Origin of the sequence: Cupriavidus taiwanensis, assembly GCF_900250115.1 — a bacterium.
Classification (GTDB): Bacteria; Pseudomonadota; Gammaproteobacteria; order Burkholderiales; family Burkholderiaceae; genus Cupriavidus; species Cupriavidus taiwanensis_B.
Map to the genome: position 1 here is coordinate 2,670,785 of NZ_LT984803.1, position 14,495 is coordinate 2,685,279.

12 protein-coding genes are annotated in these 14,495 nt (G+C 68.1%); 9 read left to right on the forward strand and 3 right to left on the reverse strand.

The features are described 5' to 3' along the window. Positions 1-39 precede the first annotated feature (39 nt). Complete coding sequence (ppc, locus tag CBM2586_RS12490; protein ID WP_115687823.1) at positions 40-3,060, forward strand: phosphoenolpyruvate carboxylase; 3,021 nt, start codon at positions 40-42, stop codon at positions 3,058-3,060. 88 nt (positions 3,061-3,148) lie between these two features. Here ppc and CBM2586_RS12495 read toward each other — a convergent pair whose 3' ends face one another. Further along, entirely contained in the window at positions 3,149-3,760 is a 612-nt protein-coding gene (locus CBM2586_RS12495) for a ferritin-like domain-containing protein (RefSeq protein WP_115687825.1), read from the reverse strand. A 144-nt stretch (positions 3,761-3,904) separates the two neighbouring features. On the opposite strand from CBM2586_RS12495, the gene CBM2586_RS12500 reads away from it, so the two are divergent. The 5 genes from CBM2586_RS12500 (at position 3,905) to CBM2586_RS12520 (ending at position 9,426) form a co-directional block, all read left to right on the forward strand. Continuing rightward, the gene (locus CBM2586_RS12500; RefSeq protein WP_115661383.1) at positions 3,905-4,504 is read left to right on the forward strand and encodes a sigma-70 family RNA polymerase sigma factor; all 600 of its coding nucleotides are present in this window, start codon (positions 3,905-3,907) and stop codon (positions 4,502-4,504) included. After that, positions 4,501-5,253: an anti-sigma factor gene (locus CBM2586_RS12505; protein WP_115687827.1), complete on the forward strand. Its 753-nt coding sequence runs from the start codon at positions 4,501-4,503 to the stop codon at positions 5,251-5,253. Before CBM2586_RS12500 ends, CBM2586_RS12505 begins: the two co-directional genes overlap by 4 nt. A gap of 132 nt (positions 5,254-5,385) precedes the next feature. Continuing rightward, positions 5,386-6,804: an argininosuccinate lyase gene (argH, locus tag CBM2586_RS12510; protein WP_115661381.1), complete on the forward strand. Its 1,419-nt coding sequence runs from the start codon at positions 5,386-5,388 to the stop codon at positions 6,802-6,804. A gap of 291 nt (positions 6,805-7,095) precedes the next feature. Further along, entirely contained in the window at positions 7,096-7,695 is a 600-nt protein-coding gene (locus CBM2586_RS12515) for a TRAP transporter small permease subunit (protein WP_115687829.1), read from the forward strand. 12 nt (positions 7,696-7,707) lie between these two features. Next, positions 7,708-9,426: a TRAP transporter large permease gene (locus CBM2586_RS12520; RefSeq protein ID WP_115661379.1), complete on the forward strand. Its 1,719-nt coding sequence runs from the start codon at positions 7,708-7,710 to the stop codon at positions 9,424-9,426. Positions 9,427-9,487: 61 nt separating this feature from the next. Here CBM2586_RS12520 and CBM2586_RS12525 read toward each other — a convergent pair whose 3' ends face one another. Then, on the reverse strand, positions 9,488-10,402 hold the full coding sequence (locus tag CBM2586_RS12525) for a LysR substrate-binding domain-containing protein (RefSeq protein WP_115661378.1): 915 nt from the start codon (positions 10,400-10,402) through the stop codon (positions 9,488-9,490). 125 nt (positions 10,403-10,527) lie between these two features. On the opposite strand from CBM2586_RS12525, the gene CBM2586_RS12530 reads away from it, so the two are divergent. From CBM2586_RS12530 to CBM2586_RS12540, 3 genes are all read left to right on the forward strand, one after another. Next, the gene (locus CBM2586_RS12530) at positions 10,528-11,223 is read left to right on the forward strand and encodes a glutathione S-transferase family protein (RefSeq protein WP_115661377.1); all 696 of its coding nucleotides are present in this window, start codon (positions 10,528-10,530) and stop codon (positions 11,221-11,223) included. Positions 11,224-11,466: 243 nt separating this feature from the next. Next, positions 11,467-11,703 carry a FitA-like ribbon-helix-helix domain-containing protein gene (locus CBM2586_RS12535; RefSeq protein ID WP_115661376.1) on the forward strand — a complete coding sequence of 79 codons (237 nt, stop codon included), beginning with the start codon at positions 11,467-11,469 and terminating at the stop codon, positions 11,701-11,703. Continuing rightward, a complete protein-coding gene (locus tag CBM2586_RS12540) occupies positions 11,690-12,106 on the forward strand; it encodes a type II toxin-antitoxin system VapC family toxin (RefSeq protein WP_115687831.1) in 417 nt (138 codons plus the stop codon). Before CBM2586_RS12535 ends, CBM2586_RS12540 begins: the two co-directional genes overlap by 14 nt. A gap of 63 nt (positions 12,107-12,169) precedes the next feature. Here the strand turns inward: CBM2586_RS12540 and CBM2586_RS12545 are convergent, their stop codons facing one another. Further along, positions 12,170-14,440 (reverse strand): arginine/lysine/ornithine decarboxylase, encoded by a 2,271-nt coding sequence (locus CBM2586_RS12545; protein ID WP_115661374.1) that lies wholly within the window; start codon positions 14,438-14,440, stop codon positions 12,170-12,172. Positions 14,441-14,495 lie beyond the last annotated feature (55 nt).

Sequence of the window (14,495 nt, forward strand, 5' to 3'; positions counted from 1 at the left end):
GCACCATTAGATAAGCTTAGAGAAGCAAGAGGAGATTGCATGACGCAGCATGCTGCGCGGCCCAACGGTCGGAAGACCGCTCCGGCCGCCAAGGATTCGGCCGCCGCAAAAGGTGACGCAAGCGGCGCAGCCAGCGCCAAACCGCCCCGCGCAGCCAAGCGCTCCGCCAAGCCCAGGCTTTCGATCGTGTCGAGCAACGGAACCACCCTACCCGCCCCCGCCCGCCGCACCGCCGACAAGGACGTGCCGCTGCGCGAGGACATCCGCTTCCTGGGCCGCCTGCTGGGCGACTGCCTGCGCGAGCAGGAAGGCGACGCCGCCTTCGAGGTGGTCGAGACCATCCGCCAGACCGCGGTGCGCTTCCGCCGCGAGAACGACCGCGCCGCCGGCGCCGAGCTGGACCGGCTGCTCAAGCGCCTGTCGCGCGACCAGACCAACCAGGTGGTGCGCGCCTTCAGCTATTTCTCGCACCTGGCCAATATCGCCGAGGACCAGCACCACAACCGCCGCCGCCGCGTGCATGCGCTGGCCGGCTCGCCGCCGCAGGACGGCAGCCTGCAGCATGCGCTGGAAAAGATCGATGCGGCCGGCGTCACCGGCAAGCAGCTGCGCAAGTTCCTCGACGAGGCGCTGATCGTGCCGGTGCTGACCGCGCACCCCACCGAAGTCCAGCGCAAGAGCATCCTCGACGCCGAGCGTGAGATCGCCCGCCTGCTGGCGGAGCGCGACCTGCCGATGACCGCGCGCGAGCGCGAGCACAACACCGCCCAGCTGCGCGCCAAGGTCACCACGTTGTGGCAGACGCGCATGCTGCGCGACGCGCGCCTGACGGTCGCCGACGAGATCGAGAACGCGCTGTCGTACTACCGCACCACCTTCCTGCGCGGCATCCCGCAGCTGATGAGCGAGCTGGAAGAAGACATCGCCGCGGTGTTTCCGGCCTCGCGCAAGCGCAAGGGCGCCCCCGGCGCCCCCGGCGCGCAGGCGGCGCCGCTGGCGCCGTTCCTGCAGATGGGCTCCTGGATCGGCGGCGACCGCGACGGCAACCCCAATGTGACCGCCGAAACCCTGGAGCACGCCGCCGGCCAGCAGGCGCAGCTGATCCTGGACTGGTACCTGGATGAAGTCCACGCGCTCGGCGCCGAGCTGTCGATGTCGATGCTGATGGTCGACGCCAGCCCCGAACTGCTGGCGCTGGCCGAGCGCTCGCCCGACCATTCCGAGCACCGCGCCGACGAGCCCTACCGGCGCGCGCTGATCGGCATCTACGCCCGCCTGGCCGCCACCTGCAAGGCGCTGAGCGGACATGCCGTGACCCGCCGCCCGGTGGCGCCGGCCGAGCCCTATGACAGCGCCGAGGCCTTCGGCGCCGACATCCAGGTCGTGATCGACTCCTTGCGCGCGCACCACGGCCAGGCGCTGGCCAGCCACCGCATCGACGCGCTGGCGCGCGCCATCGCCGTGTTCGGCTTCCACCTGGCCTCGGTCGACATGCGCCAGGTCTCGGACGTGCACGAGGCCGTCATCGCCGAACTGTTCGCCGCCGCCGGCATCGCCCCGGACTACGCCGCGCTGCCCGAGGCGCGCAAGCTGGAACTGCTGCTGGCCGAACTGCGCCAGCCGCGCCTGCTGACGCTGCCGTGGCACCAGTATTCGGAGCAGACCCGCAAGGAGCTGGCGATCTTCGCCGCCGCGCGCGAGCTGCGCGCGCGCTACGGCAAGCGCGTCGCGCGCAACTACATCATCTCGCACACCGAGACGCTGTCGGACCTGGTCGAGGTGATGCTGCTGCAGAAGGAATCCGGCATGCTGCAGGGCACGCTGGGCAGCAAGACCGACCCGGCGCGCATGGAGCTGATGGTGATCCCGCTGTTCGAGACCATCGAAGACTTGCGCAACGCCGCCGGCATCATGCAGTCGCTGCTGGACCTGCCAGGTTTCGACGCGGTGCTCGCGCACCATGGGGTCGAGCAGGAGGTGATGCTCGGCTACTCCGATTCGAACAAGGACGGCGGCTTCCTGACCTCGACCTGGGAGCTGTACAAGGCCGAGCTGGAGCTGGTGCAGCTGTTCGAGCAGCGCAACGTCAAGCTGCGCCTGTTCCATGGCCGCGGCGGCACCGTCGGCCGCGGCGGCGGCCCGACCTACCAGGCCATCCTGTCGCAGCCGCCGGGCACGGTCAACGGCCAGATCCGCCTGACCGAACAGGGCGAGATCATCAACAGCAAGTTCGCCAATGCCGAGATCGGCCGCCGCAACCTGGAAACGGTGGTCGCCGCCACGCTGGAGGCCTCGCTGCTGCCGCAGCAGAACGCGCCGAAGGACCTGGATACCTTCGAGGCCGTGATGCAGCAACTGTCGGACCGCGCCTTCACCGCCTATCGCGACCTGGTCTACGAGACCCCCGGCTTCAAGGACTACTTCTTCGCCACCACGCCGATCACCGAGATTGCCGACCTGAACCTGGGTTCGCGGCCGGCCTCGCGCAAGCTGATGGACAAGAAGAACCGCCGCATCGAAGACCTGCGCGCGATCCCGTGGGGCTTCTCGTGGGGCCAGTGCCGCCTGCTGCTGCCGGGCTGGTACGGCTTCGGCAGCGCGGTGCGCTCGCTGCTCGACAGCGCGCCGGACGACAAGGCGCGCAAGCAGGCCGTCACTACGCTGCGGCGCATGGTCAAGACCTGGCCGTTCTTCTCGACGCTGCTGTCCAACATGGACATGGTGCTGGCCAAGACCGACCTGGCGGTGGCCTCGCGCTACGCCCAGCTGTGCGACGACGCCGCGCTGCGCCGCAACGTGTTCAACCGCATCAGCAAGGAATGGCACCTGACCTGCGACATGCTGGCGCTGATCACCGGCCACCAGGAGCGGCTGGCGGACAACCCGCTGCTGGCGCGCTCGATCAAGAACCGCTTTGCGTATCTCGATCCGCTGAACCACTTGCAGGTGGAGCTGCTCAAGCGCTACCGCTCGGGCAAGGATGGCGATGACATCCGCGTACGGCGCGGCATCCACCTGACCATCAATGGGGTGGCGGCGGGGCTGCGCAATACGGGTTGAGCGCGCTTCTGCGCTTGAGAGGGCTGCCGGTTGGCTCCCCTCTCCCATTTTGTGGGAGAGGGGAGCAACCACTCGGCAAGCTTTCGCTTCACCCGACAAACGCCCCCGGCACCGGATCCTCCCCTAACGCGTGCAGCAGCACCGCCCAGTGCATCGCCTCGTCGCCGAGGATGCTGCCGGCGGCCCTGGTCAGCTCGCGATTGTGGAAGTTGGGCAGCACCCCCAGGTAGCCGGCGGTCGCGCCCTTCTCCAGCCCGGCGGCAAAGCGCAGCACATCGGCCTGGGTCTTCAGGCTTTCGACCGGGAACTTGTATTCCGCGGTTTTCTTCGCCACCACCGGCGTCCCGCCCAGCTTTGCCACCGTCCCGGCCAGCACCTGCGCATGGGCCTTGTGGTGGTCCTGGAACTTGACCGCGGTGGCCAGCACCGGTTTCTGCAGCAGCCCGCTCTCGGCGCCGACCTGGTAGGCGGCGATCGCCTGGTATTCCAGCCCGAGCGCGGTGTTGAGGATGTTGATGTCGTCCTTGGTGCTGCCCGATTGCGTCTGCGCCCACGCCGGCATCGACTCGCCGAGCGTGATGACCGCCAGCGAGCCGAGCGCGAACAGGCCGGGCGCCTTGAGCAGCCCGCGCCGGCGCGCGTCCGGCGGCGTGACGAGGGTGCCGGGCTCGCGCGCCGGCGTCTGTGAGATGCGGTCCATGGTGTGCTCCTGTGAGGGATGACAACTTGGCGCCCCCGGGCTGGGGTACCTGGCTTGCGCCTGTCAGCATCTACGCAGCTGCCGCGCGTTTGGATGCGGCGCTACCTATAATCCGGCAAAGCTTGCTTGCAAGGAGCCGTCCCGGTGCCGCCCTCCACGCAGCCGTCCTATGCCGCGCCCGCCAGCCCCGACCGGCTGGAGGGACTGCTGCAGGCCGTGGCCGTGGGCGAGCGCCAGGCGCTGCGCGCGCTCTACGACCTCACCGCGACGAAACTGTTTGGCCTCGCGCTGCGTATTACCGGCAGGCGCGATTGGGCGGAGGATGTCGTGCAGGAAAGCTTTGTCAGCATCTGGCACCACGCCGGCGACTACCGGCCTCAGGTAGCTGCGCCAATGACGTGGATGACCGCGATCGTGCGCAACCGCGCGCTCGATTGCCTGCGCCGCGCGGCGGCGGCGCGCGTGCCGCAGACCGCCGAGCCGGAGCAGGACCTGGCCGAGTGGCTGGCCGACGAAGCCGCCGGCCCCGCCGAACTGGCCGAGGCCAGCCAGCAGGCGCGTGCGCTCAACCGCTGCCTGCAGCGGCTGGAGCAGCCGCAGCGCCAGGCCATCATGCTGGCCTACCTGCAGGACCTGAGCCACGCCGAGCTGGCCGAGCGCCTGCGCGCGCCGCTGGGCACGGTCAAGTCGTGGATCCGGCGCGGGCTGGAGCGGCTGCGCAGCTGCATGGAGGGCGCGGCATGAAGCTGGCCAGCCACCCCGACCTGCTCGACCGGCTCGCCGCCCAGTACGCGCTGGGGGTGCTGCGCGGCGGCGCGCGCCGGCGGCTGGAGCGGCTGGCGCATGAAGAGCCGGCGGTGCGCGCGGCGATCCACCGCTGGCAGGCGCGGCTCGCCGGCGTGGCCGAGTTGCAGGCGGCGGCCGAGCCGGTCGACAAGGTCTGGTGCGGGATCGAGGAGCGGCTCGGCTGGAAGGCGGCCGGGGATCGCAGTCCGCCCGCCGCCGCCGGCGCCGCTGGCCGCGGCGCCGGCAGCTGGTGGCAGCGCCTGTGGTCGGCGCCGGCATTCTGGCGCGGCGCCGCGGCCGCGATGGCGACGGTGGCGGTGCTGGCCATCGGCATCGGCGTGCAGCTGGCGGGCCAGCGCGCCGCGGCCACCGTCGAAGTCTTCGCGGTACTCAACGACGACCGCGCGCAGCCGGCCATGCTGCTGTCATGGGACGCGGGCAGCGGCGACCTTGTGGTGCGCCGGCTGGATCACCTGAAGCTGAACGATCGGCAGGTATTGCAGCTGTGGGCGCTGCCGGAAGGCGGCAAGCCGCAGTCCCTGGGTCTGATAGGCCGTGTGCCGCAAGCGCGGCTGGCGCTGGCGCAGCCGCCGGTGGCAGTGCCCGCGCTGGCCGTCAGCATCGAACCGGCCGGCGGCTCGACCCGTGCCGACGGGCCCAGCGGCCCGGTGGTGTTCAAGGGGCCCGTGATCCACAGCCGGCCCTGAGCACGGCCCCGCCGGCGCGGCCCGTACCGCCAGCGTGCCGCCGGGCGATATAATCGCCGTTTCCCAATTTTTCGCGCCCGCCGCCGTCCGCACGCCGGCCGCCTGCCGCGCGAGCCACTGCAGCCGACGTCCATGTCCACCTCCCAACTTGCCAAGAAAGGCGAAGCCTGGTCCGCCCGCTTCTCCGAACCGATGTCCGACCTGGTGAAGCGCTACACCGCCTCGGTGTTCTTCGACAAGCGCCTGGCCCTGTTCGACATCCAGGGCTCGCTGGCCCACGCGGCCATGCTGGCAAAGCAGGGCATCATCGCCGAGGCCGACCGCGCCGAGATCGAGCGCGGCATGGCGCAGATCCGGGGCGAGATCGAGGCCGGCAGCTTTGAATGGAAGCTGGACCTGGAGGACGTCCACCTGAACATCGAGGCGCGCCTGACCGCGCTGGTGGGCGATGCCGGCAAGCGCCTGCACACCGGCCGCTCGCGCAACGACCAGGTCGCCACCGACATCCGCCTGTGGCTGCGCAGCGAGATCGACAACATCATCGTGCTGCTGGGCGCGCTGCGCACCTCGCTGCTGGACCTGGCCGAGCAGAACGCCGACACCATCCTGCCGGGCTTCACCCACCTGCAGGTGGCGCAGCCGGTCACCTTCGGCCACCACCTGCTGGCGTACAACGAGATGTTCACGCGCGATGCCGAGCGCATGGCCGACTGCCGCAAGCGCGTCAACCGCCTGCCGCTGGGCGCCGCCGCGCTGGCCGGCACCAGCTACCCGATCGACCGCGAGTTCGTCGCGCAGCAGCTGGGCTTCGACGGCGTCTGCCGCAATTCGCTCGATGCGGTCTCGGACCGCGACTTCGCCATCGAATTCTGCGCCGCCGCCGCGCTGGTGATGACCCATGTGTCGCGCTTCTCGGAAGAGCTGGTGCTGTGGATGAGCCCGCGCGTGGGCTTTATCGACATCGCCGACCGCTTCTGCACCGGCAGCTCGATCATGCCGCAGAAGAAGAACCCCGACGTGCCCGAGCTGGCGCGCGGCAAGACCGGCCGCGTCAACGGCCACCTGATCGGCCTGCTGACGCTGATGAAGGGCCAGCCGCTGGCGTACAACAAGGACAACCAGGAAGACAAGGAGCCGCTGTTCGACACGGTCGATACCGTGGTGGACACGCTGCGCATCTTCGCCGACATGGTGCCGGGCATCAGCGTCAAGCCCGAAGCGATGCGCGCCGCCGCGCTGCAGGGCTATGCCACCGCCACCGACCTGGCCGACTACCTGGTGAAGAAGGGCCTGCCCTTCCGCGACGCGCATGAGGCCGTGGCCCACGCCGTGCGCGCCTGCGACGGCCGCCAGTGCGACCTGGCCGACCTCAGCGTGGCAGAGCTGCGCGAGGTCTCGGGCCTGGGCGACCAGGCCGCGCTGATCGGCGACGACGTGCATGCGGTGCTGACGCTGGAAGGCTCTGTCGCGGCGCGCAACCATATCGGCGGCACCGCGCCGGACCAGGTGCGCGCGGCCATTGCCGCGGCCCGCAAGGCGCTGAACGGCTGAGGTCCGACCCCGGGTAACCCGGCAAGCCGCAACGGGAGCGCAAGCTCCCGTTTTTCTTTCTGCCCGCAGCTGCCGACGACTGTTGCGTATTGCATGAAGCGGACCCGGCCGCGCGTCGATTCCCCATCCGGGGATATCGAATCCGCGTGGCACGGCCGGCGAATCCGCACATAACCGGTGCAAATTCGCCGGAAAATGTGATGCACTGGGGATTCACCCTAAAGATGCGGGGCCGCCGACGCCGTAGACTAACGCGCCACCCCTGTATCCCCCAATCCCTAGGACGATCACATGTCTTCCCTCATGAGGATCTCGCGGCTTATCGACGCCGTGAATGCTTTCATCGGGCAGTGGGCGAAATGGCTGGTCCTGCTGGCCGTGCTGGTCTGCGCAGGCAATGCCATCATTCGCTACACCTTCAGCGTCAGTTCCAACGCCTGGCTCGAACTGCAGTGGTATATGTTCGCCGGTGTGTTCCTGCTCGGCGCCCCGTACACACTGCGCCGCGACGAGCATGTGCGCATCGACGTGATCGCCGGCCGCTTCTCCGAGCGCACCCAGGTCTGGATCGATGTGTTCGGCATCCTGTTCTTCCTGCTGCCGATCTCCCTCATCATCCTGTGGCTGTCAATTCCCTACTTCTGGCTGTCCTACGCCGGCCATGAAATGTCCGGCAATGCCGGCGGCCTGATCCGCTGGCCGGCCAAGTTCCTGATCGTGGCGGGCTTTGCCCTGATGATCCTGCAGGGCCTGTCGGAGCTGATCAAGCGCTTCGCCTACCTGAAGGGGGAACTGCCGTTCTCGGCCTTCCGCAAGCATGCGGTCGACCCGGCGCTGGAGATCGCCGCGATCGCGCAGGCCAACCAGACCGCCGCGTCTGAAAAACGATAAGAGGCGCGCACGATGACGCAATTCCTGATTGCGAACATGGCACCGATCATGTTCGCCTCGCTGGTGGTATTCCTGCTGTCGGGCTTCCCGATCGCCTTTGCGCTGGCCGCCAACGGGCTGCTGTTCGCCTTCATCGGCATCGAGCTCGGCATGCTGCCGCCCGAGCTGCTGCAGGCGCTGCCGAGCCGGCTGTTCGGCATCATCGAGAACGATACGCTGCTGGCGATCCCGTTCTTCACCTTCATGGGCCTGATCCTGGAACGCTCCGGCATGGCCGAGGACCTGCTCGACACCATCGGGCAGCTGTTCGGCCCGATCCGCGGCGGCCTGGCCTACGCGGTGATCTTCGTCGGCGCGCTGCTGGCGGCGACCACCGGCGTGGTGGCGGCGTCGGTGATCTCGATGGGGCTGATCTCGCTGCCGCTGATGCTCAAGTACAAGTACGACAAGCGGCTGGCCTCGGGCGTGATCGCGGCGTCGGGCACGCTGGCGCAGATCATCCCGCCGTCGCTGGTGCTGATCGTGCTGGCCGACCAGCTCGGCCGCTCGGTGGGCGACATGTACAAGGGCGCGTTCGTGCCAGGGCTGGTGCTGACCGGCCTGTACATGCTCTATGTGCTGATGGTCACGATCATCAAGCCGGCCGCGGCGCCGGCGCTGCCGCTCGAGGCGCGCACCTTCCGCGAACCCAGCGGCAAGAGTGGGGCCGCCTCGGTGCTGGTGCTGACCGCGCTGGCGGTGGCGGTGGGCGTGCTGGTGGACATGTTCTACAAGCCCGAGGCCCCGCTGGATGAGCGCCTGGTGATCTCGGTGGGCGCGGCGATCCTGTTCGCCTTCGTGCTGGCGGTGATCAACAAGACGCTGAAGCTCGGCCTGCTGTCGCAGATGGCGGAGAAGGTCACCTTCGTGCTGATCCCGCCGCTGGCGCTGATCTTCCTGGTGCTCGGCACCATCTTCATCGGCGTGGCCACGCCGACCGAAGGCGGCGGCATGGGCGCGCTCGGCGCCCTGGTCCTGGCCCTGTTGAAGCGCCGCCTCGACCTGGGCCTGACCAAGCAGGCCATGGAAGCCACGCTCAAGCTGTCGGCCTTCGTGATCTTCATCCTGATCGGCGCGCGCGTGTTCTCGCTGACGTTCTACGGCGTCGACGGCCATATCTGGGTCGAGCACCTGCTGACCGCGCTGCCCGGCGGCCAGACCGGCTTCCTGGTGGCGGTGAACGTGCTGTTCTTCCTGCTGGCGTTCTTCCTCGATTTCTTCGAGCTGGCCTTTATTTTGGTGCCGCTGGTCGGTCCGGTAGCCGACAAGCTCGGCATCGACCTGATCTGGTTCGGCGTGCTGCTGGCGGTGAACATGCAGACCTCGTTCATGCATCCGCCGTTCGGCTTCTCGCTGTTCTACCTGCGCTCGGTGGCACCGCGCGAAGTCAAGACCTCCGAGATCTACTGGGGCGCGGTGCCGTTCGTGGTGATCCAGCTGGTGATGGTGGCGCTGATCATCGTCTTCCCCGGCCTGGTCAGCAGCGGCACGCAGAAGGCGCAGGACCGCAGCATCACGCGCGACCTGAACATTGACCTGGAGGGCAGCAGCCCCAAACCCGGCGCGCCGAGCCTGTCGATTCCGGGCCCCGCCTCAGTCCCGGCCGAGTCCGGCTCGCTCGAATTGCCGACCCAGCCCCCGGCGGAAAGCGAGTCGGCCGCGCCGCAGTTCGAGTTCGAAAAGAAGAAATAAGCCGGCCCCGGCGGCAGGCTCAGGGCAGGCCCGCCAGGCCCCGCAGCGATGCGGGGCTTTTTCATTGCGGCACGACCTGGCCCGCGCCGCCGGGCGCCAGGCATTGCACCAGGAAGTCGACGGTCGCCCGCACGCCCGGCAACTGCCCGCGCCGTGCCGGCAACAGCAGCGTGGTGGTCACGCTGCCGGCGGTCCACTGCGGCAGCACGCGCGCGAGCCGGCCGGCCGCCAGCGCCGCGCGGCACAGCGCGTGCGGCAGCGGCACGATGCCCAGTCCCGCGATCGCCGCGCCGAGCAGCACGGTCGATTCGTTCACGGTCATGCGCGGCGCCGGGCTGGCTTCTGCGCGCGCGCCCCCGGGGCCCCACAGGCGCCACGTACCCGCGGCGGCCCCGGTCAGCAGCCCGTCGTGGCCGGACAGCTGCGCCGGCGCTTCCGGCGTGCCGCGCTCCGCCAGGTAGCCGGGCGACGCCACCAGCACGATGTCCTCGACGGCAAGCTGGCGTTGCACCAGGCCAGAGTCCGGCAGCGGCGCGAAATGGCTGCGCACCGCGATATCGAAGCCTTCCTGCACCAGGTCGACCATGCGGTCGGAGACCTCCAGCTGCACGTGCAGGCGCGGATAGGCGCGGGCCAGCGCCGGCAGGTGCGGCGCCAGGTAGTGCTGCGCGGTCGGCACCGCGGCCGTGATCCGCACCGTGCCGCTGGGCTCGGCCACGCGCCGCTGCACCGCCTCTTGCGCGGCCTCGGCTTCGATCAGCGCGGCGCGGGCGTGGTCGTAGAAGTCCCGGCCGGCATCGGTCAGCGTGAAGCTGCGCGAGCTGCGGTAGAGCAGCCGCGCCTGCAGGGCCTGCTCGAGCTCGGCCACGCGCTTGCTGACCGTGGACTTGGGCACGCCCAGCGCCCGCCCCGCGGCAGCGAATCCGCCATGAGCCACGGCGACGACGAAGAAGCGCAGGTCGTTGAGGTTGAGCATGGCGGGCGAAGTCTATGTGTGTGGACGATAGGTCGGATTTTTGCCGACTACTCACGCAAAGTCCATGCATCTACAGTTTCCCTGCGCCGATCGGCCGGTCTCAACCAAATCCAGGAGAACTACCCATGACTACCCCCATCCTCTTCTACGGCGTTCCCTCCGGCTGCTCGTTCGGCTCGATCGTGGCGCTGGAATGGCTTGGCCAGCCCTATCGCCTGAGCCGCATCGACATGCCGGAAGTCGTGACCGGCGCTGCCTACCGCCGCATCAACCCGGTCGGCGAAACGCCGACACTGATGGACGCGCAAGGCTACTTCCTTAGCGAAAGCATGGCGATCCTCAACCACATCGGCACGCTCGGCATCGAGCGCAAGCTTGGCTTTGCCCAGGGGACACGCGATTTCGACCGGCTCAACCAGCAGCTGGCCTACCTCAACACCAGCTACTTCGGCGCCTTTGCCCCGCTCTGGCACGCATTGGAAGGCGTGGACGAGACCGACCGGCCGGCGCTGGTCCGCTACGGCACGGAGCAAGTCCGCCATGTGCATCACGAACTCGAAGCCATGCTGGGCGAGCGGGCCTGGCTGCTGGGTGAGCACCGCACCGTGGCCGACGCCTACTTCAGCGGCATCGCGCGCTGGTCGAATTACCACAGGGTGCTGAAGCTCGAGGACTTCCCGAACCTGCAGCGCCTCTGCAACCAGCTGGAAGCGGACCCGTCGGTGCGCTTTGCCCATGCCATCGAGCGGCAGGCGCCGGCGCAAGGCCTGGGCGGCTTCCAGGGCCACGTGACGCTGGACGAAGTACTGGCGCAGCGCTGACGCGCGCGCCATCGGCGTCGCGGCGAGGCCACCCGCGCAATTGCGAATCGGCTCATCGACCAGCGGGCCGGCACGGCCCAGACTGGTTCCTGCGTTCAGCCCATGACCCAGGAGAACACCATGCCGAGCACCAAATGCGCGGGGCATTCCACCGCGACCCCGATCTACTGCCTGCCATCGATACGTGACCGCCGTAATGATAACAATGCTATCATCACTCCATCCAACGGTGAGGAGTTCAAGATGGCAACCCTACTGGTTCGTGGCGTCGACGAAGCCCTGGTCCAGCGCCTGCGCGAGCAGGCCGTCGCCAATGGCCGCAGCGCCGAGGCCGAACACCGCGCCATCCTGGCGCAGGCGCTGGGCGGCACGGCCCGGCTCAGCTTTGCCGAGGTGCTGTCCGGCATGCCGGAGGTCGGGCAGGACGCCGACTTCGAGCGCATCCAGGATACGGGCGAGGCGCCGCGTGTATTTGATTGATACCAACGTCATCAGCGAGACCCGCAAGCGGGAGCGCGCCAACCCGGGCGTCCGCGCCTTCTTCCGGCAGGCGGCGCGCGATGGGGCCGCACTCTACCTGTCGGCGCTGACCGTGGGCGAACTCCAGCGCGGCGTGGCACTGATTCGCCATCGCGGCGACGCGGTGCAGGCGGCGCTGCTGGAGCGCTGGCTGGCCCATGTGCTGGAGGACTTCGGCCGCCAGGTGTTGCCGGTCGATGCCGAGGTCGCGCAGGTCTGGGGCCAGTTGCGCGCGGCGGGGCCCGAGCACGCGCTGGACAAGTTCATCGCCGCCACCGCGCTGATCCACCGCCTCACCATCGTCACGCGCAATGTCGCGGACTTCCGCGGCACCGGCACGCTGGTGATGAATCCGTTCAGCTAGGACAAAAACCAAGGGCCCCGCCTTGGCGGGGCCCTTGCTGCATCGGCGGAGGCCGGCTGGCGCTCAGGCGCCCTGCTTCACGCAGTCGACGAAGTATGCCTTCTTGCCGTCGACCTCGTCCTCCACCAGCCCGTGGATGTCGGTCTCGAAGCCCGGGAACAGCTTGTTGAACTCGCGCGCGAACTTCAGGTACTGCACGATAGTGCGGTTGAAGCGCTCGCCCGGGATCAGCAGCGGAATGCCGGGCGGATACGGCGTCAGCAGGATGGCGGTGACACGGCCTTCGAGGTCGTCGACCGCCACGCGCTCGATCTCGCGGTGGGCCATCATCGCCCACGCATCCGACGGCTTCATCGCCGGCTCCATGTCCGACAGGTACATCTCGGTGGTCACGCGCGCGACATCGTTGGCCTTGTACACGCTGTGGATCGCATCGCACAGGTCACGCAGGCCCATGCGCTCGTATTGCGGATACTTGCCGACGAATTCCGGCAGCACGCGCCACAGTGGCTGGTTCTGGTCGTAGTCGTCCTTGAACTGCTGCAGTTCGGTCACCAGCGAGTTCCAGCGGCCCTTGGTGATGCCGATGGTGAACATGATGAAGAACGAGTACAGCCCGGTCTTCTCGATGATGATGCCGTGCTCGGCCAGGTACTTGGTGACGATCGCCGCCGGGATGCCGCGCTCGCTGAACTCGCCGTCGACGTCCAGGCCCGGGGTGATGATGGTGGCCTTGATCGGGTCGAGCAGGTTGAAGCCGTCAGCGAGGTCGCCGAAGCCGTGCCAGCGCTCGTTGGCCTTCAGCATCCATTCCTCGCGGTCGCCAATGCCGTCTTCGATCAGCGCATCGGGACCCCACACCTTGAACCACCAGTCGCCGTTGTTGCCGGCATCGTAGTCGCCCTCGACCTTGCGCATGGCGCGGCGGAAGTCCATCGCTTCCTGGATGCTCTCCTCGACCAGCGCGGTGCCGCCCGGCGCCTCCATCATCGCCGCGGCGACATCGCACGAGGCGATGATCGAGTACTGCGGGCTGGTCGAGGTGTGCATCAGGTACGCTTCATTGAAGCGATAGCGGTCCAGCTTGCGCGTCTCGGAATCCTGCACCAGGATCTGCGAGGCCTGCGACAGGCCCGCCAGCAGCTTGTGCGTGGACTGCGTGGCGAACACCAGCGCGTCCTTGCTGCGGGGGCGATCCTTGCCGATCGCGTGCATGTTGCGATAGAAGTCGTGGAACGCCGCGTGCGGCAGCCAGGCTTCATCGAAGTGCAGCGTGTCGATCTCGGCCGCCAGCATTTCCTTGATCTGCTCGGCGTTGTACAGCACGCCGTCGTAGGTGCCCTGGGTGATGGTCAGGATGCGCGGCTTCTGGTTCCTGGCCTTGCTGGCGAAGGGGTGGTTGGCGATCTTCCTTTTGATCGTCTGCGGATCGAACTCGCTCTTCGGGATCGGCCCGATGATGCCGTAGTGGTTGCGCGTCGGCATCAGGAATACCGGGATCGCCCCCGTCATCATGATCGCGTGCAGGATCGACTTGTGGCAGTTGCGGTCCACCACCACGATGTCGCCCGGCGCCACGTTGGCATGCCACACCATCTTGTTCGAGGTGGAGGTGCCGTTGGTGACGAAATACATGTGGTCGGAGTTGAAGATGCGCGCGGCGTTGCGCTCCGACGCGGCCACCGGGCCGGTATGGTCCAGCAGCTGGCCCAGTTCGTCGACGGCGTTGCAGACGTCGGCGCGCAGCATGTTCTCGCCGAAGAACTGGTGGAACACCTGGCCCACCGGGCTCTTCAGGAAAGCCACGCCGCCCGAGTGTCCCGGGCAGTGCCACGAATACGAGCTGTCCTGCGCGTAGTCGATCAGCGCCTTGAAGAACGGCGGCGCCAGCGTGTCCAGGTAGACCTTGGCTTCGCGGATGATGTGGCGCGCCACGAACTCGGGCGTGTCCTCGAACATGTGGATGAAGCCGTGCAGCTCGCGCAGGATATCGTTGGGGATATGGCGCGAGGTGCGGGTCTCGCCGTACAGGAAGATCGGCAAGTCGGAGTTGCGGCGGCGCACCTCGGCGACGAAGGCGCGCAGCTTCTCGATCGCGGCGGCCTCGAGCTCCTCGCTGTCTCTGGCGAACTCGTCGTCGTCGATCGAGACGATGAAGGTCGATGCCCGGCTGGCCTGCTGGGCAAACGAGGTCAGGTCGCCGTAGCTGGTCAGCCCCATGACTTCCATGCCCTCTTTCTCGATCGCCTCGGCCAGCGCGCGGATGCCGGAGCCGGAGATGTTCTCGGAGCGGAAGTCTTCGTCAATGATGATGACGGGGAAGCGGAATTTCATCGGGCATCCTTGATGGAAAGCAGGACATAAAGGACTTGAGCCACATGGCCCGCAG

Bases quoted from the DNA above. Each gene is read 5' to 3' on its own strand.
- ppc (WP_115687823.1), top strand. From the start codon at position 40: ATGACGCAGCATGCTGCGCGGCCCAACGGTCGGAAGACCGCTCCGGCC.
- CBM2586_RS12495 (WP_115687825.1), bottom strand. From the start codon at position 3,760: ATGGACCGCATCTCACAGACGCCGGCGCGCGAGCCCGGCACCCTCGTC.
- CBM2586_RS12505 (WP_115687827.1), top strand. From the start codon at position 4,501: ATGAAGCTGGCCAGCCACCCCGACCTGCTCGACCGGCTCGCCGCCCAG.
- argH (WP_115661381.1), top strand. From the start codon at position 5,386: ATGTCCACCTCCCAACTTGCCAAGAAAGGCGAAGCCTGGTCCGCCCGC.
- CBM2586_RS12515 (WP_115687829.1), top strand. From the start codon at position 7,096: ATGTCTTCCCTCATGAGGATCTCGCGGCTTATCGACGCCGTGAATGCT.
- CBM2586_RS12520 (WP_115661379.1), top strand. From the start codon at position 7,708: ATGACGCAATTCCTGATTGCGAACATGGCACCGATCATGTTCGCCTCG.
- CBM2586_RS12525 (WP_115661378.1), bottom strand. From the start codon at position 10,402: ATGCTCAACCTCAACGACCTGCGCTTCTTCGTCGTCGCCGTGGCTCAT.
- CBM2586_RS12530 (WP_115661377.1), top strand. From the start codon at position 10,528: ATGACTACCCCCATCCTCTTCTACGGCGTTCCCTCCGGCTGCTCGTTC.
- CBM2586_RS12535 (WP_115661376.1), top strand. From the start codon at position 11,467: ATGGCAACCCTACTGGTTCGTGGCGTCGACGAAGCCCTGGTCCAGCGC.
- CBM2586_RS12545 (WP_115661374.1), bottom strand. From the start codon at position 14,440: ATGAAATTCCGCTTCCCCGTCATCATCATTGACGAAGACTTCCGCTCC.